The 17905-nt window shown below is 53.3% G+C and carries 18 protein-coding genes and 1 pseudogene; 4 read left to right on the plus strand and 15 right to left on the minus strand.

Going from position 1 to position 17905, the window contains the following annotated elements; all coding sequences use genetic code 11:
• The 9 genes from G7020_RS23920 to G7020_RS21095 all read right to left on the minus strand — a co-directional run.
• Positions 1 to 183: hypothetical protein (locus G7020_RS23920; protein ID WP_219852789.1), on the minus strand; the 183-nt coding region annotated here is incomplete at its 3' end.
• Positions 184 to 324: 141 nt separating this feature from the next.
• Positions 325 to 2724, minus strand: a complete 2400-nt coding sequence (gene mobH, locus G7020_RS21060; RefSeq protein WP_181086934.1) for a MobH family relaxase — start codon at positions 2722 to 2724, stop codon at positions 325 to 327.
• Positions 2725 to 2839: 115 nt separating this feature from the next.
• Complete coding sequence (locus G7020_RS21065) at positions 2840 to 3874, minus strand: lambda-exonuclease family protein (RefSeq protein WP_181086935.1); 1035 nt, start codon at positions 3872 to 3874, stop codon at positions 2840 to 2842.
• 5 nt (positions 3875 to 3879) lie between these two features.
• Positions 3880 to 4458: a hypothetical protein gene (locus G7020_RS21070; RefSeq protein WP_181086936.1), complete on the minus strand. Its 579-nt coding sequence runs from the start codon at positions 4456 to 4458 to the stop codon at positions 3880 to 3882.
• 119 nt (positions 4459 to 4577) lie between these two features.
• The gene (locus G7020_RS21075) at positions 4578 to 4838 is read right to left on the minus strand and encodes a hypothetical protein (RefSeq protein ID WP_181086937.1); all 261 of its coding nucleotides are present in this window, start codon (positions 4836 to 4838) and stop codon (positions 4578 to 4580) included.
• Positions 4835 to 5419, minus strand: a complete 585-nt coding sequence (locus G7020_RS21080; protein WP_181086938.1) for a hypothetical protein — start codon at positions 5417 to 5419, stop codon at positions 4835 to 4837. The genes G7020_RS21075 and G7020_RS21080 overlap by 4 nt, the downstream gene beginning before the upstream one ends.
• 189 nt (positions 5420 to 5608) lie before the next feature.
• Complete coding sequence (locus tag G7020_RS21085; protein ID WP_181086939.1) at positions 5609 to 6238, minus strand: hypothetical protein; 630 nt, start codon at positions 6236 to 6238, stop codon at positions 5609 to 5611.
• A gap of 378 nt (positions 6239 to 6616) precedes the next feature.
• On the minus strand, positions 6617 to 7702 hold the full coding sequence (locus G7020_RS21090; RefSeq protein ID WP_181086940.1) for a RecT family recombinase: 1086 nt from the start codon (positions 7700 to 7702) through the stop codon (positions 6617 to 6619).
• A 63-nt stretch (positions 7703 to 7765) separates the two neighbouring features.
• Positions 7766 to 8287 carry a single-stranded DNA-binding protein gene (locus G7020_RS21095; RefSeq protein WP_219852790.1) on the minus strand — a complete coding sequence of 174 codons (522 nt, stop codon included), beginning with the start codon at positions 8285 to 8287 and terminating at the stop codon, positions 7766 to 7768.
• An 818-nt stretch (positions 8288 to 9105) separates the two neighbouring features.
• Here G7020_RS21095 and G7020_RS21100 point away from each other — a divergent pair.
• The 3 genes from G7020_RS21100 (at position 9106) to G7020_RS21110 (ending at position 11092) form a co-directional block, all read left to right on the plus strand.
• Complete coding sequence (locus tag G7020_RS21100) at positions 9106 to 9276, plus strand: hypothetical protein (protein ID WP_173425592.1); 171 nt, start codon at positions 9106 to 9108, stop codon at positions 9274 to 9276.
• A 5-nt stretch (positions 9277 to 9281) separates the two neighbouring features.
• Positions 9282 to 10088 (plus strand): DsbA family protein, encoded by an 807-nt coding sequence (locus tag G7020_RS21105; RefSeq protein ID WP_044315034.1) that lies wholly within the window; start codon positions 9282 to 9284, stop codon positions 10086 to 10088.
• 146 nt (positions 10089 to 10234) lie between these two features.
• A complete protein-coding gene (locus G7020_RS21110) occupies positions 10235 to 11092 on the plus strand; it encodes a hypothetical protein (RefSeq protein WP_181086941.1) in 858 nt (285 codons plus the stop codon).
• Positions 11093 to 11120: 28 nt separating this feature from the next.
• Here the strand turns inward: G7020_RS21110 and traN are convergent, their stop codons facing one another.
• The 5 genes from traN to G7020_RS24170 form a co-directional block, all read right to left on the minus strand.
• The gene (gene traN / locus G7020_RS21115; protein WP_181086942.1) at positions 11121 to 14408 is read right to left on the minus strand and encodes a conjugal transfer mating pair stabilization protein TraN; all 3288 of its coding nucleotides are present in this window, start codon (positions 14406 to 14408) and stop codon (positions 11121 to 11123) included.
• A gap of 137 nt (positions 14409 to 14545) precedes the next feature.
• On the minus strand, positions 14546 to 14767 hold the full coding sequence (locus G7020_RS21120) for a hypothetical protein (protein ID WP_019406488.1): 222 nt from the start codon (positions 14765 to 14767) through the stop codon (positions 14546 to 14548).
• Between the two features lie 151 nt (positions 14768 to 14918).
• Positions 14919 to 15053 carry a hypothetical protein gene (locus G7020_RS24165; protein ID WP_019406489.1) on the minus strand — a complete coding sequence of 45 codons (135 nt, stop codon included), beginning with the start codon at positions 15051 to 15053 and terminating at the stop codon, positions 14919 to 14921.
• A 1-nt stretch (position 15054) separates the two neighbouring features.
• Complete coding sequence (locus G7020_RS21125; protein ID WP_026012503.1) at positions 15055 to 15255, minus strand: hypothetical protein; 201 nt, start codon at positions 15253 to 15255, stop codon at positions 15055 to 15057.
• Positions 15256 to 15522: 267 nt separating this feature from the next.
• On the minus strand, positions 15523 to 15657 hold the full coding sequence (locus G7020_RS24170; RefSeq protein ID WP_019406491.1) for a hypothetical protein: 135 nt from the start codon (positions 15655 to 15657) through the stop codon (positions 15523 to 15525).
• Positions 15658 to 16112: 455 nt separating this feature from the next.
• Between G7020_RS24170 and G7020_RS21130 the strand changes: the two genes are divergently transcribed.
• Positions 16113 to 17495: an IS1380 family transposase gene (locus G7020_RS21130; RefSeq protein ID WP_181086943.1), complete on the plus strand. Its 1383-nt coding sequence runs from the start codon at positions 16113 to 16115 to the stop codon at positions 17493 to 17495.
• A 224-nt stretch (positions 17496 to 17719) separates the two neighbouring features.
• Here G7020_RS21130 and G7020_RS21135 read toward each other — a convergent pair.
• A pseudogene (locus G7020_RS21135) lies at positions 17720 to 17858 on the minus strand (TetR/AcrR family transcriptional regulator); the annotation flags it as partial.
• Positions 17859 to 17905 lie beyond the last annotated feature (47 nt).

Below are 17905 nucleotides of genomic sequence, written 5' to 3' on the forward strand. Positions count from 1 at the left end.
TGCCACCCCTGCGTCGCTGCGCTCCGACTGCCCGGCCGGATGGCCGTGGAACAGGTGGCCAGATGGCCCTGGAATGCCTGGCCAGATGAGAGCGGACTGGGTGGCCGGATGGCGTGGAATCCGCAGCCCGGTGGACGCGTATTGCCCTCGGCAGTGCAGATAGGGCGAAGCCAGCCTGAACACCCATCGTGATCAGGTACGGCATCATCGGCATGCCTGTTAGTACCTGGACCCCTGTGCTGGCTAGCATTGACGCTCCCCAGGCACCGACCTCCCTGGCTTCGTAATTCGTGCGCCAGAGGTTTGTGTAATTCCAGTCACCCATCAGCGGTTCACCTTGCTATCCAGCTGGAAGTAGTATTTTTTCTCGCGGCCGACTTTTACGGCTTCGAGGCAGTAGAAAAGGGCTTCTTCTGAAGCTTCGAGATCGGCACCCACGGCTTCGGCTGCTTTGGCCTGTGCTCGGAATGTGATCGACCAGATGTCACGACCTTTTGATGGCTCTGCCACCGCTACCGCCTTGAGTAGATCGGCAAGCTTTTCTGCGTCTTGCCAACGCTCTTTCGGGAGTGTTTCGAGGCACAGTGGGAACCAGTCGGTCTGGGCCAATCGACAATAGATCAGGGATATCTCCTTGCTCGCGAGAAACCCTTCCGTACCGCGCAAGGTGCGCGTGATCTGCTCTTCGGAACTGGTGAAGTCGCGCCATAACCACCCAGCACGGTCGATGGCCGGCAGATCGCCGAGCGTCATGTCCCCAGCCAGGGGAATGAATGCCCGATTTCGAACTTCCTTGATCGCCGTGTCGCCAGCGAACACGCTCAGAAGGCGGCTGCCAAGCTCCGGGTTGCGCTGCAATAAAGTCCGATCCTGATCTGTCAGCAGGCTCTTGAATTTGGGGGGAATATCGAGCGCATCGGTGCTTTGCTCTGGGGTTGCGGTTTCAGCCAAAGCCTTGGGCTTGCCTACGTTGCCCCTATCTACTCTGATGGGCTTCTTGGTAATCATGTCGTTGAAGGTGAGTTTCACCTTTTGAACCGGCTCTTCCGGTTCCACCGAGTCAAGGTCTTGCTCAACCGTGGGCTCGTCATCATCGACTGTACAAAGATGCGGCGCCGGATCGGGCGTTGTGCCGTTGATTTCGTGCAACATGGCGGCAAGGGTATGGTCATCGAGAGCATTGCCCTGCTGCTGCTCGGGCGCTTGATCGGCAACATCTTCTACCGGCTGCTGTGCGCCCTGCTTGAGGAGGCGCGCACGCTCTTCCAGGTCGGGCGGCAGAGATACGCCGGTTCGCTCCGGGACTGGCTTTTTGGGGCGATTTTTTCCCTTGGGACTCTCCGTCGCTGCGGCGGTCGGCAGCTCTGTCGCACCAAAAAGGTCTTCCTGCGTGCCTTTCTTCTCCTGTTCCTTTCGCGCGATTGCGTCTTCCTTCGTCAGGTATTCCTTGGCGTTATCATCCCGGCCGATGGTCACAGAAACCGGGGCGATGTTTCCGTCCAGGAACGGGAACACGTTGTCGGGGTTCTTGAATTTGACGCAGCGGATGGATGGCGCCTTACCGTTCTTGAACAGTGGGTGTGGCGCCACGAACCAGATGGGCGAACCGTCTGCATTTTTCTCAAACAGCTCGTACTCGGACATAGCAGCCAGTAGGGTGTTTTCCGCTCGCGGAAAGCCGCCTACCTTGTCCTTGACTACCTGATGGATGATGTCCTCGGACCCAGTGCTCCAAGCGAGAAATAGCCCCTTGGTGCTCAGCCAAAGCCGCGAGCCGGGTTCGTTGAGCGTCCAGCTTCCTTCCTCGACCAACTGGCGCATCGCATCTACGCACAGACGCTGCACCGGCACGCCGGTGTTGGTATTGGCGCCGGCGACTGCACCGCGCTCGCGGTCTGCTTTTACTGAGCGCGAGTCTGCAACCCTCACCGCTTCGGTCAAGGGTCCAGGCTGGCCTGCCACAGCGTCCAATAGTGCCTGCCAAATATCTGCCCCGCCTTCGAGCAGCCACTTTCGCAGCTCAACGCTGGTGTAGATTCCGATCAGAGTGTTGGTGTGAGTGATGTGCTTGTTCTGACGCCCGCGCTCCCAGTTGATGAAGTAGCGAGTGAGGTTGTTTGCCACCGCCCACTCATGAATGGTTTCAGTGCCCATCACCCATTTCTTCGTACCGTCGAACGACATGACGGTAACGTCCGTCAGCGGCTTGCCGGCGTCATGGAACAGTGCCGCCACGATGCCAGCCACATACCAGCGGCGAAGGCGTTTGCTTGCTTCGCCTGGCGTCAATTCGTGGTCGAACTTGGTCAGAACCATCCAGTCCAGCATGAAAGCCGCGCACTCCAAGCCGTGGCGCAGAAGCCCCCCCGGAGTGTTGTGATGGTGATTTTCTGAGGCGGGTAGCAGGTGGACTAGCTCGGCATACGCGACGAACATCGGCTTCAAATAGGCCTCGTAGTCCTCAGGCGTGAGGCCTACTTGCCCCTTGAGCTTGCGCAGAAGGCGCGACTGGAACTCATACATGCAGAACTCTCCCGAGATAAGGCCGTAATAGCCTTCCTGGTAGGGAGGGTTTCTGAGGATTGACGGATCGCTCAGCACGCGTCGGATATCGTCCGGGATGTTCTTATATGCGGGGTGCTCGAAACGCGGGTCGGGCGGCGGGTTGATGAGCCGACTGGGACGGCGTTTGCCCGCAAAGAGCTGCTTGAATAACTTGAACATGAACAGGAATGCTCCGACTTTTCACCCGAGCATCATGTCTGTTTGCGAATGCGATTTGCGGCCTAAACCTACAAGATTCTGGTCATAAAAAAACCCGGCACGAGGCCGGGCTGGGTTAGAAGGTGAACACGCCTGCGGAAAGCAGTGCTTGCGTGTCTACGGGGCCTTTCGCCATGCGCGGTTGCGGCATGACTTCCGGCTTATAGGTGGTTTCGTCGAACTCGGTATCAACCGAGATTCGCGTTGCAGTGCGCGAGTCAGCACGGTGGTACTCGACAACATCCGCTGGGATTGCGGCACAGACACTCTCTGCGACCGCCTTCCAGTTGACCCTGCCTTGAACCTCATACTGAATAACACGAACGCCATACGCATCTGCGCGCTTGAAATCGCCCATCAACGCGAGGATCTGGTCATCAATGACCGTTATCTCGTTTTGAAGCTCTTCCAGCGCCTTTTTTGCAGCCAAAGCTGCGTTCTCTTTGTCTCGCCTGACCGCTGCGAGGGTTGACCAACGGTCGTGGTCGATCTTTGCGTGAGGCATCAGGTCGCGTTTCGGGTCCGCCTCGGGAGGCGTAAGCGACTCGACCATATCCCAGAAGCGCCTTTCCGCAGCAATGATCTGCTGCGCAACAGCTTCATTGAGATCAACCACCAGGCAGATAGGCTCATGCTTGGGCGACCAGCACCACAGGTAGCCCCGTGAAGCCCCGCTAACGATCATTTGGTGCAACAGCTGCCAGCGGTAGAGCCTGTACGCCTTGCTCTTCTCTCGAAGCGCCAGAACCTCCAGATGATTGTCATCGGAGAGGTTCTTGATCTCCACCGGCTCATTACCTGCCAGAAGCCCGTCGAACGAAGCCCGCATGAACGGGTAATCGCTAGACTCTGCGCAGATCGGGAGCCCCAGCTGACCGTACCGCTCTTCAAACGCCTGAAGCGCAACCGGCTCAAACTTGACGCCCCGCCTTACCTGCGGAATGCAGGCGAGATCGGGGGGTGTATCAAGTCCAACCAGCTCACGCCACAACTGAAGCTTCGTCTTGTCAGGATTCTGATCCATGATGACCGCGCAACTGGTTGCGCTGACACCACCCTTTCTCCACGCGTGCCACTCGGCAGAGCGCTGTTGGACGTCGATTACTTTCATCCTGATTACTCCTGATGAAAGCCAAGCCGTACTCTTTCCTCAGCGCTGATCCTGATTCCGCCTTCACGGATCTGGGAACAAAGCTTGAGGTCGTTGTAGAGCTTTATTTTTGTCAGCCCCGTCACCGTGAAAAAGCCCTTTGAGAAGCTACTTTCATGATTGAGGAGATCGACATAGCCAAACCCATCCAAGAGGGTCTTGCGAAGCAAGTCCCCCTTTGTGAGCACGTCAGCAATGCGTTGATCCAGAGGACCTGAAGTGTTGACTTGGTACTCAACACCCAATTCCCTACCGAGCTGCCCAAGAGCTTCGCAGAACGCCTGGTAGCGCGCCTGATCTAGCTCCTCATTCTTGATCTTGAAAGCCTGATATTTCTGCAGGAATTCCAAGGTCTGCTCTTGTAGTGACGCAATGTGCTCGTCTGCAAGGGCCTGCATAAGGTAGTTGTCGAGATCCCCATATATGAAGATATCAACATGCTTCACTTTCTTGCTGATCTCCACGCCCTGATCCGAACTCAAATGAGCATCTAGTTCGGCTTGACAGGCATGAAACTCCTTGCACCAAGCTTCAAAGGTTTTCATCTCATTCTCCTTTCTAGGTACTTCACCACCTGGGTTGAAAATCCCAAGGGCAAATCCCGGAAAGGCAAACCCCCAAAGGGGGGTTGCCCCCCTGGGGGTTTGGTTCGTCAGCCAGTACGTCAGCCGGCGATGCTCTGGCGCAGTAAGCGCAGAGCGTTGGTTTTGCTAGCACCGAACATTTCGACTCTCGTCTCCATGTGCGGAGCTGCTTGCACCACCTCAAAGAGGCGGCAGGTTTGCTCATTTACAGGCCGGTTTTCTTCGCCGTCCCAGCTCAAGAGCTGGTCGAACAGCCTTTGGCCGCAAATTTGCGGGGTTGGGCCAAACACGGCGATATTTCGACCTGAATGAACCAGCTTTAGGATCGCCATGTAGCTCATGCGGCGCTCCGGTATCGCTGGTCAATTTCGGCATAGCGGTCGTTCGCTTCCTGCCAGCTCAGCCGGCCTGCATTGCAGGCCTGAATCACTGCGCAAACTTCCATCCCACGCTGCCATTCAGTTGTGCAAGACAAACGCTCCAGCGCTCCCATGTCAGGGATCATGAAGCCATCATCGAGCATGTCGCCAATGCACAGCTCGGCGGTGTCCTGGGTGCAATGACCCGTGAAACCATCCTTACCGAACATCGTCCAGCGGTACCGTCCGGGCTCGGAAGAATCTTCGGAAAGAATCCCCCACGAGTCAGTTCGGCAGTGCTTGAGCGTCAACCCAAGCCCGTGGACCTCGTACAGGCCCAGTAAGGATTCCAGGGAAAGAATCTTCCTCTGGATCTCTCCGGCCATTTCAGTAACCAGGCTGCGCTGAGCCAGATCACCAGCTTCAAGCTCCTGCCAGATGGCAAGAGACTCTTTAAGCGATTCAACCGTTGAAGGACGCATGGCGACCTCCATTTGCAGCACCCATTGCAAACCCAGGAAAGCCCCCATTGAGAGTCTTCTGGGCCTTTTCAACTGCTTCATTGAAGCTGTTGGCTTGGCACTGAAAGCGGGTGTAACGCTTGGTACGCATATCGCACATAGCGAGTATGTAAGTACGCATTTTAATTTCTCCTTTTCATCCCTGAAACGGAGCAATCCCCTGTAGGGAAAGTCCCTACAGGGTTAGATTTATCTGATCAACTTATACGCAGTCAGATGGGTTATTTAAACTCAGGAATAGACACGCTGATAATTGCCAGCCTGTATCATTGCCTGATGCTGATTACTTAGATGATCCAGAACGCCATTTGTCATTGGATCGCTACCAAAGAATCCCCAGCAGCTATCAACAACTTCGTCATCCTCGATCACTTGATACCCCCAAACATTCCCCGTCAGGTATTGATCGTATGATTCGACCTCTCCGTCCAGATATGTTTCCAGCTTCTCAATGCGCGGCTTCGTGAGATGTTTCCAACCAAGCTCGGAGCGGGCTTTATCTTTAGACACAAAGATAAAGCCAACCTTGCCACTGTCCCATCGACAGCTAAAAGGGGAGGTTTTCATTGTGATGCCAGAGTGATCATAAAGATAAAGTGGAAGCATAATTGCTTGCCCCGTCATCTCCAGCGCACGCTCAACATCTGGGATGTGATTGGCATTGAAATCGATCTGCCCCAGCTGCTTATCAGACAGGTGCTTGTAGATCACTTCCAATGCTTTCGCAGCCCCATTCTCATCACCCAAACGATAGCGCCGATGAGCGCATACCATCAATCCTAAGTTGTCCCATTCACGCGGACTTTCTGCGTCATGGTCATGGACGAGTTTGATGATGCAGCTTGAGTTAGCAGTTGCCATTTCGTTTTCCTTTTCAGTACGACGAAGGCAACTAACCCCTGAGGGGCAGGTGCCCCGTCAGGGTTTATTGTGAGTTCGCTGTTCTTAGTTAAAGAACAGCATGATCAGGTTGATAATAATCTCAGCCATCTCAGTTTCCTCATTTATTGCCAGCAGCAGCCCTGTGCAAAGGGACGCCCTGCACAGGGTTGGTTGGAGACTCCGGGTTATCCCAAATCGCAAGACACTCGGAGCAGATTTTGTTTCTGTAGCCAGTCTTTTCCAGAAGCTGAACATTGGGGTGAAAAACCTCTTCTCCCTTTCTGAACACTTCTGATCGTGTCTGGCTACAGAACGTATTGCCTTCTAACAGAGATCTGATCGATAGATGAACCATCGTCATTCACCCTGAGCAGCTTGGTATTCCGCCGCAGACAGGAGTCGCAGAGCGTAATCACGAGCCTCAGCAGGCCACGCACTTACATAATCACGCGCAGCTTTCCAGCCTTGCGATTCACGCGCCCGATTGACCACCGCTTGAGTCTTTTTCAGGACTTTGGGAGGTAGATCTACAGGTGCCTGGCTCTCATTATTTGAAGCTTGAAGCACTTCGCCTTCCAGCGGCGCTGGGGCCTGAGATTGAACATCTACAGGCTCAGCATCCGTTGTGTCAGTAGCCGGCACCTGCTCTTCAACCTCATTCGAGGTCGGGAGTGGCTGGGCTTCATCGACTACTTCTGCTGCACCCATGTAGCGCTCTACAACAGAGATCGGAACATCATGCGATGCAATTCCCTCCCCTGCCGTTGTGTTGAGATACTGAATAACCGTGTCGAGTTTTTCGCCGACTTGGGGCCAGTATTTCTTAGCGATTTTGATGCCGGTTTTTTTGAACATGGAAGTTTCGAAGTCAACCCAAGGGCCTTTCTTCTTGCGCTTCCACAAATCACTTGCATCACGCGCTTTGTAGATCTCCTTGGCTGTTACAGCTTCCACATGGACCCGGCCATCAGGCAGGGTTACTTCCACATAGACACCACGGAATTCGCCGCGCTCTTCAGTGTCGAACGGATCGAATTCATGCACAGGGCTATGACGCTTACCCTTGTACTTAAACTGATCATTCGAGTAGACCAACTCAACAATACAGTCACGTATTGCGCCGTCATTTACAGCGGTTTTGATCATGCCTTTGTATGACACATCCAGAACCACTTGCCCGTCCCGTGGCACCAGGTAGCACAAACCCCTTGCAGGGTTCAGCGTGAGGCCACAGGCGGCCACTTGGCCAAATGCATTGCGAAGAGACAGCGGATTGTTGATAGCGACAGTGCACAGGTAGTCATTGTTCATCATGGCTTGAGCTGCATAAAGCATCTCTTGCTTGAACACGACATCTGTTTTTGCTGCCTTCACCAACTCAAGAAACTTATCCTCTTGCTTTGCAATTACGGCTACAGCGTTTTGATAGTTAGCACTAGACATTATGAAACCCCCTGAACAAAAACGCGCCCGAAGGCGCGTATTTATTTACAACTGATTGACCCGTTAGATGATGTTCAGAAGAACACGACTAATAGGGGCAAAGGGGATGTCATCGTCAAACGAATCGTAATGCGGATCAGGAGTCGGCGCTTGAGTCGGTTGACGGTTGGGTTGCTGCGGAGAACGCTGTGCTTGATTCCTCCCGCTAGAGCGAGGAGCACCATCACCACCGTTATCTGCCTGCTTACCGCCAAGGAGCTGCATGGTGCCTTGCATATCAACCACAATCTCAGTGGTATAACGCTTGACTCCATCCTTCTCCCATTCGCGGGTTTGTAGTCTGCCTTCGATATAGCACTGCGAGCCCTTACGAAGGTACTCACCGGCAATCTCAGCAACCTTCCCAAATAGCACAACACGGTGCCACTCGGTTCTTTCTTGAAGCTGACCAGACTGTTTGTCCTTCCAGCTATCGGTAGTTGCCAATGTGATATTGGTAACCGCATTCCCGTTGGGCATGTAGCGAGTTTCAGGATCACCGCCAACATTGCCGATAAGGATTACTTTGTTTACGCCACGAGCCATGATTATTCTCCATTCAGAGTAAAACACAGGGCGACGTAAACCCCTGACGGGGAATATCGCTGCCCCGAAAGGTTTTCATTTCAAATAGTTAGGTTGTATTTGACAGACGGCCAACTTGCCGACCATGCACCGAAGTGCATGACTAAATCGATCTGCACATGCAGAACGACTTAATTTGGAGAATCTTGACGGGCTCGTGGCCCAAGGCGCGAGAGTGAAGCTGCGCTTTCTGAGGTTATCGCCATTAAGGCTTGGCGAAAGCATGCCCACAATCGCGCTAATGCGCAAGAGGGTATGCCACGATCTTAGAATGTTTTTATCTTACAAGAATCGTGTAGGTTTAGCCGCCTCATCGCGATCTGGTTCCCACAAAATACCTCATCCCCCGGATCGAGGTTCAACCGATGCATTTCTCTCGACTGCGCATACCGCTGGCAATCACCGCAGCCCTCGGCATGCTCTCAGGCTGCTCTAGCAAAGAGCCCGCACCCGAGCCTTATACAGGCACCCCATTTGAGGTCCAGCAGTACGAGCCGGATCTACGCGGGCACCACACCAGCTGGGGGCACTCCGGCCGTGGAGGGGCAGCACTGAGAAAGCCGTCCTATCAACCCGTACTCGGCAGCCCGGATGAGCTGGATACACGCGCTGGCAAGTTGCACCCAGAGCTGCAGAACACCGCGCAAGAGGTTACAGCCAGCATCGCTGTACCACCGGCACTACGGTCTGGAACTTGCCTGGATCAACCGGAGGAGAATCAAACGCCGGATCACGTCCGCGTACTGACGCCCAGTGGTCCCGCAGACGCAACTCAGATCGTGACACTGGCGAACAGCACCGGGTCGGTCAATGACTATATCCGCGTTCGCAACAAGCTCTGCAGCGGCGCCGAACGCCTCACCTACGAAGAGTGGGAAGTTCTAGTGCATGGCACTCCCAAGGACGTACCACTTCGTCTGCAACCGACTTTCAACAGCCTCGCAAAGTGAACCCCATGCCCAGCTCAAAAAACCGACTCCCTTTGACCGTAGGTCTTTCCGCTCTTTTCGCGGTGGCCGCCCTCGGCGCCAGCGTCATGTACACCGAGCATGCGATCAATCAAGCGATAGCTGAGCAGTTGCCGGCTGGCGTCGCCGCTGCACTTGACGCGAAAGAGCAGGCCGAGGTCGCGGCTGCCAAGCTACAGATCCTTTCGCAATGGTCTGCCGCCTCAGACATCGAGGTCAAAGGCCGCAACATCTACGGTAAGGCAGACGCCGAGTTCACCCTTGTGGAGTTCAGCGATCTGGAGTGCCCCTTCTGTAAACGCTTCCATGACACACCAAAGTCACTCGTTGAGCAGGCCGGTGGCAAGATCAACTGGGAGTGGCAGCATTACCCGCTGCAGTTCCACAACCCCACGGCCGCAAAGGCTGCACACGCGGCAGAATGTGTCAGCGAAATTGCGGGCAACCAGGCTTTCTGGGCATTCACCGGGCAATGGTTCGAGCGCAGCGCTATGAACGGCCAAGGCATTGATGATATCGGTCGGCTGGCACGAGAAGTCGGCGCAGACTCGCAGACATTTGATGCGTGCATGGCCAGCGGAAAGTACAAGCAGAAGATCCAGGATCAGATGGATCGCGGTACCGCTATGGGCGTGACGGGCACGCCTGCAACTGTCGTCGTGGACAACACCAATGGCCAGAAGATCCTGGTCAAAGGCGCCCAGCCTGCGAAAGCATTGCTCCAAGCCATAGGCCAGCTGGTAGAGCAGCGAAATCAGCCAGCGTCGCCACCCATCCAGGAAAAGGCTGAATAGTCCAGCGCCGACAACAGAGCCCCGCATCAAAGCGGGGTTTTTTGTGGGCCGCTACCAGCTGCAGAGTTGACGCGCCAAAGCCAAGAATTTGGGATAACGGCTGCCACTGGTAGCCTTGAATAACTTAACCAAGAAGGACAGCGGACATGATTCACTGCAGCAAAATCAAACTGACACTCGCGCTGACAGCGGCCCTCACCGCCTTGGTAGGGTGCTCATCACCAGGCAATACCGTTACCTTCGATCAGCTGCCGGACCCGGCTGCTACACCCAAAGCGAAGTGGTCCGACGCTATGGTCTACATGAATGCCATGCAGATTTCGGGCATGCGTGACGTACCACGCGAAATGATGGGCGATGCGTCCTCACAACCGGCCCAAGGTGGAAACAGCACTGGAGTGCTCGATGCTGCAACCTATGGGGTAGGTGCCGTGGCGCCGCCATCGGGAATGAGCGGAGGCGCTGTAGCCGGGGTCGGCCTTGGTCTTTTGCTTCTTGGGGGCGGACCTACACAGCCAGCTCAATTGCCGCAGGTCGTTGCATGGGTCCCATCAGATCTGGCCTCCTCGCCGGAGGAAGCTGTGCAGGTTGCCTTGAATGAGTTCAATAAATCGAGAGCCGCCGTTTTTCAAAAGCAGCTCCCTCAAGAACTTATCGCTACTGCATATCCCGAGTCGGATAGCCGATCATTTGGTGGCAAGATGCCAAAGGCTTCGAATTTAGTGCTGTTCTCGGAGGAGGCGAAAAAGAGTCCAGCATTCATTTCCGCACCGAAATCATATGGCCCTATCCATATCGTCGGTCACAAAGTTACTGAGGAATCCATTATCAATGCTTCTGGGTTTCGGAATATCCACGGAAGTAGGGCTAACACCGTCGCGCTATCCGCATCTCTGCCTGATTGGTTCTTGATCTATGTCACATCGGCCACACGGTCAAAGTCCGATAAATTGCCGCCTGCAGTGCTGAGAAGCGGAATGTCAAACTACTTCATTGGCAAATAAACGAAAGGCCCCTAACGGGGCCTTTTGCTTAGTCAGGGACAGCACCCCTAGCTATGTCTTCCTCCATTTTCTTGACCGCTTCAGGATCAAATCCGTCCAGCCGCTTTTCGTTTCGACTAAGCGAGTTTTGCCTGACGTTACCTTCAGATATTGTAAGGCTGCTGCCGCTCCCTGTAACTTGCTCAAGAGAAACCGTATTCACTGTTGGAAGGTGGCCCGCAATGTTCAGCATGCCTATCCATTCCGACATATCTACTTTACTCCAGTCCATTTGCGCCATTTGGTTTGGAGTGATGCCCTCACAACTTGGATTCTCAACATCACCGTACTCAATACCCAGCTGCTCATGTGCGGCCTCTTGAACAATCCGACCAACAACCGAACCATAGCAACAGTAGCTTTCTCGTTTCTCAACACAAGAGCCAAGAGCTTCTGAGGCACAATAACTTCCTACAAACGTGCACTGCCTTGTTTCTTTTTTTGCTCCAAGCTCGAACTCTTTTTCTTCGCATTCCCAGATAATGTTAATTAGAAGATCGACAATCACATATACCATGTATACCCAGCCGATAATATTAATGACCATTGTGGCCTGAGGGCCGAGCATCATCCCACCCCCCTCTGCTGGGACAAACACCGCATTCGCAGCTACCTCGGCGCCCATGTTAACCATGGCGTCATAGGCTTTTTGCATTAGCCATTCTTGGACCTTAGATACAAGCGTATCCTGGACTGTTCCCTGAAGCGTTTTGTTGAAGGCTCCAGTTGCGTTGTCAACTATTGTTGACCACTGCCCCTTAATGACAGAACTACCAGCGGACGTGATGGCATTCGTGCCCGCTTGCCAGTAACCGTACTTCAGGCTCCCCCCAAGCCCGTGCGTGGATAGCGCTTCCATTGCACTAGCCATTTTCATAGTGTTCATTGTCAGATTCACATAATCGTAAATACTGACGCTTTCGGGAGCCTCACAACAATCGACATAGCCACCGAGCGCTTTCTTGCACTCCATTGCTTCGCCTTTGAATATCTTGCACTCGTTGGCAACCTCGATATCCGATCCGTCGCCACCGCAATCAAGATCATGCTCAGCGAACTGGGCAACTTGGAGCATTGCGACGGCGTATGCAAAGTCACCGCTTTTCTGGTTCGAGGTGTCGAAGCACTCGCTTCCCATGCACCTAGCGCCGCCAGGACATTCGATCTGAGTGCCGGTATTGACTACCGTGGGATAGCTGGTGTCATAGCCGCAGTCCCATATCTCCTCGTAGGCGTAGCATCCTCCCGACTCCCCAGAAGCCCCCTTAATACAGCTCTGGGAGATGAAACCGCAGTTGGGGTCTTTCTCGTACTGCTCACAGGTGTCCAGGTTATCTTCGATTACACCGCAACCCTGCACACGGACCTGCTCTGCAAGTCTTGACGTACCCAATGGGCTCGCCGAGATTTGTTCATAAAGTGGATTACCAGGACAAATATTTATGCCTGAAATGGTTGCGCACTCTCCTTCATGCTGAACACCTTTGGTGACTGTAATCTGCCCCGAACTGCACTTACCTTCAAGTACAGCTTTACCCTGATCTATGCAACTTTGTGGTGACCATACATCTTTAACAAGCTTTGAGTGCCTGAAACTAAAGGCACCAGTCAAAGCATTTACTAAATCATCGTCAGATTTTGTATCCCGTAATTCTACGACAGCTTTCAGACCATTACCGCAGGATGGCTGGCTTATTACGTTCATCACTATTGATGTATCTAGCTGACCACCAAGTCCGTATTCAGGCCAAAGCTCTGTACCGGAAGATTGTATGTATCCATCTTGTCCATCACAGATTTCGTTGTAGTTAACCTTGGTCACACTGCCATTGAATCTGGTTCCATCCGACCCTGGAAGAGTTGTCCAGGTTCCAGCAACAAAATCAAACTCGGCCCTGGCCACGTTCCGACCATTAGCAGCGAATTTTCCAACCATTCCAGTTGAGCGCAGTTCGATCTCATGATTTACAACGCAGGAATCACCGCCGTTTTCAGGACATTGTTCTTTCCCATTGGCATCTATGTAGCAGGCAAGATCCCCTTTGAAGAACGAACAGTCAGCCGTTACTTCCGCTTCCTTACAGAAGGGATCTAAGTCAGGATGAGGGGATGGCTGCATATCAGATTGGCATGCGACAACACCATTCTCGCTAATACAGCCAGAAGCATCTACTGCCGGCGTTTTAGTGCAAACAACACTGCTTTCTTTGCAGAAACCATCGTTGATCATCTTAAGAAGCGGAAGGCGCTCTTCAGGTCCCCAACCATTATCGGTAATCGCTTTTGCTGGATCATAGTTAATGCGAATGCGTGCATAGCCTTCGCCCCGACCTGTGACTGACGTGCGTGTTTTGAATGTAATTACGTCCGCGTCTTGCTTTAGTTCGTTCGTGACATCCTTGTTGGGACTTACTTTCCAACTGGTACTTCTCTCGCACGCGCCCGCCGTCTCGGGAGGGAATACGCCCGGCGTGTGGGTCCATAGAAGAGAGTCATTGAAGTAGATCTGAAAGTAGTCATCGAACGTAGCTTGTTCAACAACCGCAGACAGGATGGCATCTTTATTGATAACCCTGAAGCGTGTGTATTCCTCGTAGATCGCGCATTTACCGCCCCAGTAATCGTTACCAACGGTGCCCACCCATACATATAGGCAACCTCTGCCGCATGACTGGTAGTTTGGCTGGCCTGAAACATACTCGACAACTCCTAGCGTATAGTCATGCTTGAAGGTCACATTGCCGCCTTCGTTTGCTACGCGCTCACAAGTGCGGTAATCCGCGATGTGAGATGTAGCTTGGCGTTCTTCAAACACATCTTTTCTGGAGCAGTCTGCAAAGTTCTCTTTGAATCCTTGCATGAAATCATTAGATCGAATCTCGTCCGTCTGCTTAAACATTGGATCATTCGAAAGATCCACCGCAGGCCGTTTGCCGCTATCAACCAGAATCCTGTATGCCTCGCCATCCATCGACGACTCACTTCTCAGCCGTGTGTTGGCCTGGATGCCAGCGTCAAGAGTGCCCGAGTCGTCTCCATACACCTCTTCCAAGGACGCGGTACCGCCGCCTTGGAGGTCAGGGAACAGATCCTGAAGCGTCTTCTGCGCCGCAGAAGGATCGAGCATCTGAATGCCCATTTGAGCGGTCTGATTGCCTAGCGTGGCGCTGGCAGCAATGGAATCGGCCCACGCCTTGAAGGCAACCGTATTGAGCTGAACCATGATGATGCCGCCAACAGCCAAGCGTCGGAGGGCATGTTTGAAGCTGGGACGCATAGGTGCTACCTGGTGAAGGTGAGTACCAAGATGCTAGAGATACGCGAGAGGAAAAGGCGGTGGAATCTGACCAGATTCTGGCAGGCAAAAAAATAACCCCGGCTGGAAACAGCCGGGGTTTGGGGTTTTGTTGGCACTCATGCCGCCGCTGACTGAGGCGCTTCGAGAACCGATACTGCGCCTGATGCGGGTATCAGGCGGTGCAGCACAGCCCATGCTTTGACGAAGCGGGTGTCAGGGTTGGCCTTCTTCACTGTTGCTGCGATCTGATCAGGGACGAGGAACACTCGGCCGGAGTCGATCATCAGCTCTTTGAGTTCGGGGCAGTACAGTGCTATTGGCTCTTCGTGTTGTGGCATTTGATGTTCTCCAGGTGGGTGATCCCCAGAACCCTCACGCGGAGGGCTCTGGTGGATCACCCACAAGGGATGACCACGTTACGCGACTAGCTGGTTACCTACTCAAGGCATTGCCTTGAGCAGAAGGGTATTGACGCAAATATCTCGTGGATCAGGGCACCTTGGACGCATGCGCAGCATGCTTCTTGTCCAAGTGCTTCGCTAGCATCATGCCGACGCACGCTGCCACAGTGATCGTGAACAGCACGCCGGATATAGCCAAAACGAGCGTTTGTGTCGTGTCCATTTCATTCACCTGCGTTGTCTTTCTGGAAAAAGGATACCACCAGACCACCGACAATCAAGACCAGGCCGCTTACCACGCTGACCGCAATGGCTTGCGGATGCGAACCTGGAGTGATGATGCCGACGAACCCCGCAGCCAGCAAGCTACAGCCAATGCCGACGACAGTCTCCCTTAACCAACTAAGAACTTTATTAAAAAACATATTACACCTCGCAAATTAATGACGAGGCGCCCCCATAACGGGATTGCTCCCGTCAGGGTTTGATTATTTCCAACTCCAAGCTGTTAGCCCGAGTCAGTTTTCTTACGATGTAGCCCTCCTTATGTCCATAAAGGGCATAAGGGCGTTGTGTGCTTTCTGCAAATACCTGACCGATCCATAGGGCAGTCATTAAGTTGCGGAAGTACATACGCAGATCCTCAATGATTGAGAACAACCCATGGGATTGTTCCCAAAGGGTTGTTTCAATCAGAGCACCTGACGGGCTTTGATCGTTTTGGCGGTTTCAGTTTTTTCAACCGAAGCAACGCCGTAATCGAACGCTTTAAAGCCGACTTGGATGCCACCAACAATCAGCACTACTGCGATGATCAGAACTTTCATTATGTTTCTCCATTAGCTTAATGCAGACGGAGAAACGCCCGGCAGGGAGTTATCCCCGCGTGGGTTTTGTTGTGCAAACAAAAACGCAACGGACCTAAAGAGGAACGTTGATTCTGAATGCTTTCGATTAGGCCGGTTGAAGCTCCGACTTAGCTTTCCCAGGCCACAAAGTGACTCTGGTTTTTGCCTGACCGAAGATCGGTACAGGCTCTTGCCGAGTGCAACATGCACTTGACGAAGATTAGTGCGCTGAGGCGCGAAGGGATGAAACATGAAGCGATGTGTCGATTATACCGATCCACCTGCCAGCCTCAAGCATGCAGGCAAAAAAAACGCCCCGAAGGGCGTTGAACCCGTCTTATTCACGAGCCTTGACCTAAAATAAAGAAGGCGAGTGGTTTATTCTTTATAATCAATATGTTCGGCAAGAACTTGATTAGAGAGGGCCGCTCGCCATGGGTGAAACACTACCAAGCTGGAAACCAGCCTGCAACTTATCTGTTTCAGTGCAGCTCAGTGAACAAAAAACCAGTAGTGATGCCGGTGCATTCTTGCTGCGCGAGGTGCTCGATCGCAGCGGTGTGATTGAGAGCTTGGATCGGCAGTTGCTTGATGATCGTGACCCCGCACGTGTGCAACATAGTTTGTCCAGTCAGCTTCGTACTCTGCTGATTCAGCGTGCGCTGGGCTGGGACGATCTGAGTGATACGCAAACACTAGCAAACGACCCGGTTTTGCAGCTGGCCTGCAGCGATCAGCGCAGCACCACGCCACTAGAGCAGCCCCGTCCTTCGCAGCCAACCCTGTCGCGTCTTCTGAATCTGTTGGCCACAGATATCAACCAGTCTGCATTTCATGACGGTTTGCTCGACATGGCCATGAGGCGACTGTCTTCGATGCGCAGCGGCAAGCCATTGTCATCGATCACGTTGGATGTCGATGGCCTGCCCATTGAAACTTTTGGCCAACAAGTCAGAACGGGCTACAACAGCTATGTTGGTTATTCACACTACTCACCGCTGGTGGCTTCTATCGCTGAAACGGGCGACATGGTTGGCGGCCTGTTACGAGAGGGAAACAGCGGTTGTGCAGTACAAGCTGAGCACTGGATTCCCAAGCTGGTTGAACGGATTGGCAAGACAACCGGCACCAAGGTCAGAGTTCGTTTTGATGCGGGTTTTACTGGCAACCCAACACTTTCGGCACTGGATGACGCCAATATTGAATATGTTGGTCGATTGTCCAGCAATACCGTACTTGAGCGCGAAGCGGCACACTACCTCAAGCGCCCAGTGGGTCGGCCAACCCATCAACTACGCGAGTGGTGCCATGAGTTTTACTATCAGGCACAGTCTTGGGAGAAGCCGCGCCGCATTATTTTAGTGGTCTGCGAGCAACCGGATGATCTGTTTTTAAAACATTTTTTCCTAGTCACCAGCCTGGACTGGAAAGACTGGACACCGCATAAAATTCTGCAGCTGTACCGCAAACGCGGGAAAGCTGAGGGGCACATGGGCGAACTGAAAGACACGCTCAACGTTCACCTATCTTCTACCTGCCGTGGTGCGTCTACCGTGCAACAGGTGATGGGCCGCAATCAGGTCAGCCTGCTGCTGAGTCTCTACGCTTATCAGATGCTGCACAGTCTGCGAGCGCTGATGGAGCGCGTCACACAAAAGGGCTGGAGCATACGCAAAGTCCGCGAGCAGATCCTGAAAACAGCAGCGACCGTGGCCGTGCATGCGCGAAAAATAGCAGTTCATATCGGACAGTCTGGCGGCAAATGGTGGCCCAGTCTGCTTAAAAACTTGCCTCGACTGCATCAGGCTCAAACTTAAACCGAGGCACGCAACAAACAGGTTATCGGCTGAACGGCTGAGGTTTTATCTTGCCTAAATGATAAGAAAAGCTGTGAAAGAGTTGAAAGCAGGCACAAAACCTTTCTGTTTTTACGCTGACAAAGTAAATACACTACCGAAAATCGTACCCCCCAGCCCGAAAACGGTTAGAGGGTCATCAAGCTGCCGAAAATGAGTCACTTTGAGAGCTCTCATGAATAAGACGGGGTAATAGAGGTTGCCGGGTGACATGCCCAGGTGGCTGGCGATGTGGTTGGTGGTGATGTTGCGCTCGCCCTGGGTATTGAACAGGTGCAGGCTGGCTTGCAGGATACGGTCGCGGGTGCTTGGCTTTGCAGCCATAGTCAGGTCTCTCATTGTTTCTCTGGGCAGCTCCCCTCAGTCACGGG

The sequence above is a fragment of the Stutzerimonas stutzeri genome (assembly GCF_013522825.1).
GTDB classification, from domain to species: Bacteria; Pseudomonadota; Gammaproteobacteria; order Pseudomonadales; family Pseudomonadaceae; genus Stutzerimonas; species Stutzerimonas stutzeri_AK.

Excerpts from the sequence above, each read along its gene's own strand:
- mobH (WP_181086934.1), bottom strand. The coding sequence starts at position 2,724 with ATGTTCAAGTTATTCAAGCAGCTCTTTGCGGGCAAACGCCGTCCCAGT.
- G7020_RS21065 (WP_181086935.1), bottom strand. The coding sequence starts at position 3,874 with ATGAAAGTAATCGACGTCCAACAGCGCTCTGCCGAGTGGCACGCGTGG.
- G7020_RS21070 (WP_181086936.1), bottom strand. The coding sequence starts at position 4,458 with ATGAAAACCTTTGAAGCTTGGTGCAAGGAGTTTCATGCCTGTCAAGCC.
- G7020_RS21075 (WP_181086937.1), bottom strand. The coding sequence starts at position 4,838 with ATGAGCTACATGGCGATCCTAAAGCTGGTTCATTCAGGTCGAAATATC.
- G7020_RS21080 (WP_181086938.1), bottom strand. The coding sequence starts at position 5,419 with ATGAAGCAGTTGAAAAGGCCCAGAAGACTCTCAATGGGGGCTTTCCTG.
- G7020_RS21085 (WP_181086939.1), bottom strand. The coding sequence starts at position 6,238 with ATGGCAACTGCTAACTCAAGCTGCATCATCAAACTCGTCCATGACCAT.
- G7020_RS21090 (WP_181086940.1), bottom strand. The coding sequence starts at position 7,702 with ATGTCTAGTGCTAACTATCAAAACGCTGTAGCCGTAATTGCAAAGCAA.
- G7020_RS21095 (WP_219852790.1), bottom strand. The coding sequence starts at position 8,287 with ATGGCTCGTGGCGTAAACAAAGTAATCCTTATCGGCAATGTTGGCGGT.
- G7020_RS21105 (WP_044315034.1), top strand. The coding sequence starts at position 9,282 with ATGCCCAGCTCAAAAAACCGACTCCCTTTGACCGTAGGTCTTTCCGCT.
- G7020_RS21110 (WP_181086941.1), top strand. The coding sequence starts at position 10,235 with ATGATTCACTGCAGCAAAATCAAACTGACACTCGCGCTGACAGCGGCC.
- traN (WP_181086942.1), bottom strand. The coding sequence starts at position 14,408 with ATGCGTCCCAGCTTCAAACATGCCCTCCGACGCTTGGCTGTTGGCGGC.
- G7020_RS21120 (WP_019406488.1), bottom strand. The coding sequence starts at position 14,767 with ATGCCACAACACGAAGAGCCAATAGCACTGTACTGCCCCGAACTCAAA.
- G7020_RS24165 (WP_019406489.1), bottom strand. The coding sequence starts at position 15,053 with ATGGACACGACACAAACGCTCGTTTTGGCTATATCCGGCGTGCTGTTC.
- G7020_RS21125 (WP_026012503.1), bottom strand. The coding sequence starts at position 15,255 with ATGTTTTTTAATAAAGTTCTTAGTTGGTTAAGGGAGACTGTCGTCGGC.
- G7020_RS24170 (WP_019406491.1), bottom strand. The coding sequence starts at position 15,657 with ATGAAAGTTCTGATCATCGCAGTAGTGCTGATTGTTGGTGGCATCCAA.
- G7020_RS21130 (WP_181086943.1), top strand. The coding sequence starts at position 16,113 with ATGGGTGAAACACTACCAAGCTGGAAACCAGCCTGCAACTTATCTGTT.